The following is a 3,040-nucleotide window of genomic DNA, read 5'->3' as shown; positions in this document are numbered from 1 at the left end:
GTTCGCGTCCGCTCAGCACCGCCCCGTCCGGCCGCCGGGGAGGCGGCCGGACGGGGCGGTGCTGAGCGGACGCGAACACCGGGAACCGGCCTGGGCGCGGCGCCGGCCGGAGTGGCACGGTGGGCGGCGGGGTACACGAGCGGAAGCTCCTCCGGCGCCGTTCCCGGCGCGGAGCGCGAGATGCGCGGAGGGGGTGCGGACGGGCGAGCAGGCACCGCCCGCGTCCACCGCATCTCGTCACCACGCCGGGCGACGGCTGCCGCACGTCCCGGGCACCGACGCTGTGGAGTGCCGTGCGCGGGACGTCGGCCGTATGCTCGCGGCGGCGCCCGCGCGCCGGGTCGCCCCCCGTGGACGATCCGGCGCCGGCTGTCCGGTGGTCGTACCGGTCTGCCGGTGGGCTCCGCCGCGCCGTGATCACGCCGCGTCCGCCGGGCCGCCGCCCGGCGCTGAGGACGATGCGATGCCCACAGCCACGGGACGGGCGTGATCAGAGGTATCAGTGTTGGTCACAGCTACCGACGGCAGACGTTACCGTCAGCCAGGGAGAGACAGTGACGCTCAATCGCCCTACACCCAAGCGGGGTTCGGCGCCCGGCCCGGCCGGCGCCGGCACCGCCGAAGCGCCCGACGGCCCGACGGGAGCCTCAGCGGCGGTGCCGCCCGGCGGCCGCGCCGAGCGGGCGCGTCGCGGGCCGGCCGAGACCGCGTTCGACGCGGTCGGCCGCCGGTACGTGCTGCGCGCCCGGGCGCTGGTGGTCTGCTGCTGCGCCGTGCTGGCGATGGCCGCGGCTCCGCAGGGGCGGACGGCGGAGACCGCGGTGGCGGCGGGCGCGGCGATCGGCTGGAGCGTGTGGCACCTGCGCTGGTCGGAGGCCGGCCGCGCCCCGCGATTCCTGCTCGCCGCCGACCTGCTGGTGATGGCCGCGCTGTGTCTGACGCAGGGGCTGACCGTCCCGCAGGAGCAGGGTCAGCACGGCCAGACATGGGTGCTGGTGGCGATCAGCGTGGTGGTGGTCTCCGTCCAGTTCACCCACCCGCCGCTGCCCGGCGCACTGGTGGCGGTGACGCTGGCCGCCGCCGACCTGACGGGCGTGATGCTGGCGCGTCCGGACACCTGGCCGGACACCGTGCCGCAGATCGCGTGGCTGCTGGTGCAGGCGGCCCTGGGGCGCGGGCTGCACGAGGTGGTGGTGCGGCGCTGCCGCGCGGAGGACGCTGCGTCGGCGGCCGCCGCCGGCGCGCGCAGCCGCCAGCAGCTGGCGTGGGCGCGGCGCCGCGCGGAGCAGGAGTACCTGGCGGTGCTGCACGACACCTGCTGCGCCACCCTGCTGGTCGCCTCGGCGCCCGGCGCCCGTCCCGACCCGGCGGTACTCCGTCGGCAGGCGGCCCGGGACGTGGCCCGGCTGGAGGCGCTGCGGACCGGCTCGGACACCGACGCCGGGGACCTCTCGGCCGCCGCGCCCGGCGGGGTGGAGCCGACGGAGCTGCTGACCGCTGAGCTGGCGCGCCACCCCGCGACGGTGGTCGCGCGGATGGAGCCGGGCATAGGGCGGGTACCGGCGGCCGTCGCCGCCGCGCTGCGCGGGGCGATGGCGGAGGCGCTGCGCAACGCGGAGCGGCACGCGGCGGCGCGCACCGTGCGGGTCAGCTGCGAGCGGGAGGACGGCCGGGTGGTGGTGCGCGTGGACGACGACGGGATCGGCTTCGACCCGGCGGCGGTCCCCGAACAGCGCTACGGGCTGGCCGGTTCGGTGGTGGGCCGGATGCGGCGGGTAGGCGGCCGGGCGGTGGTGCGCTCCCGTCCGGGCGGCCCGACCTCGGTGCGGCTGGAGTATCCGGCGGGGCGGGAGGAGGACCGTGACCGAGCCCGTGACTGAACCTGTGAGCGAGCCCGTGACTGAACCCGTGACTGATCCTTCGGCCGTCGCGGCCGGCCGCGGCACCACGACCGGGGCACCCGCCCGGTTCGGCGGCTACGGCATGCGGCTGGCCGGGCTCGGGACCCTGGCGGCGGTGCAGTTCGGCCTCGCGCTGCCGGGGATGCTGGCCGGGCTGGGCGACTACCGGCAGCCCTGGGTCCAGCTGGTGGCGTTCGGCGCGCTGACCGCGCTGCTGGCCGCCGAGTGCGTGTTCGAGCTGCGGCGGCGGCACCGCCCGCCGGGCTGGGCTGCGGCCGCGCTGGTGGTCGCGGTGGTGGCCTCGGCCGCCGCCACGTCGGGGCTCACGGACGGTTCCCAGTTCATGGGCGACGCGCACTGGAGCGCCCTGGTAGCGGGCTGGTACGTCGTGCTGTTGCTGCTGGACCGGCCGCTGCCGGTGGTCGCGGTGGCGCTCGGCGGCCAGCTGGCGCTGACGGCGGTACAGCTGCTCGCGGCCGGGGTGCCGGACCGGGTCGCGCTCGCCGGGATGGCGACCAGCGTGCTGGTGGTGTGCACCTTCCAGCTCGGGGTGGCCGCCATCGCGCGGCAGTTGCGGGCCCAGGCGGCCGCGGTGCAGCGGGCGCGCCGGCAGGAGGACCGCATCCGCACCGGCACCCTGCTGGCCGACCAGCTGCACACCGACGGACTGGCCCGCTACCGCGAGCTGTCCGCGACGGCCCTGCCACTGCTGGGCGGGCTGGCCGACGGCAGCCTGGACCCGGCGGACCCCGGCGTCCGTCACGGCTGCGCGGTGGAGGCGTCGCGGCTGCGGCGGCTGTTCGCCGAACACGACGAGACGACCGACCCGCTCGTCCACGAGTTGCGGGCCTGCCTGGATCTCGCGGAACGCAACGGCGTCTCGGTCCAGTTCGCCGTGCGCGGCGAGCCGGTGGCCCTGCCCCCGCGGGTGCGGCGGGCGCTGACCGAGCCCGCCCTGGTGGCGCTGGCCGGGGCGCGGCACACGGCGCGGGCGACGGTGGTGCGCGACCGGGGGCGGGTGCGGATCGGGGTCGTCACCCTGCTCGCAGACGACGCGGACCCCGCCGCCGCGGAACCCGCCGCCACGGACCGGGCCGCCCCGCACGCGGTGGGCACGGACGCGGCGGGCACGGACGCGG

At 78.1% G+C, this 3,040-nt stretch carries 2 protein-coding genes; both read left to right on the top strand.

The window, feature by feature from the left end; all coding sequences use genetic code 11:
* Positions 1 to 554: 554 nt before the first annotated feature.
* Positions 555 to 1,880 carry a sensor histidine kinase gene (locus E0D90_RS24695; protein ID WP_130800155.1) on the top strand — a complete coding sequence of 442 codons (1,326 nt, stop codon included), beginning with the start codon at positions 555 to 557 and terminating at the stop codon, positions 1,878 to 1,880.
* A gap of 28 nt (positions 1,881 to 1,908) precedes the next feature.
* Positions 1,909 to 3,040: hypothetical protein (locus E0D90_RS27380; RefSeq protein WP_157996941.1), on the top strand; the 1,132-nt coding region annotated here is incomplete at its 3' end.

The organism is Streptomyces otsuchiensis, from assembly GCF_004305975.1.
GTDB lineage: Bacteria > Actinomycetota > Actinomycetes > Streptomycetales > Streptomycetaceae > Streptomyces > Streptomyces otsuchiensis.
This window is presented reverse-complemented; position numbering and strand designations above follow the sequence as displayed.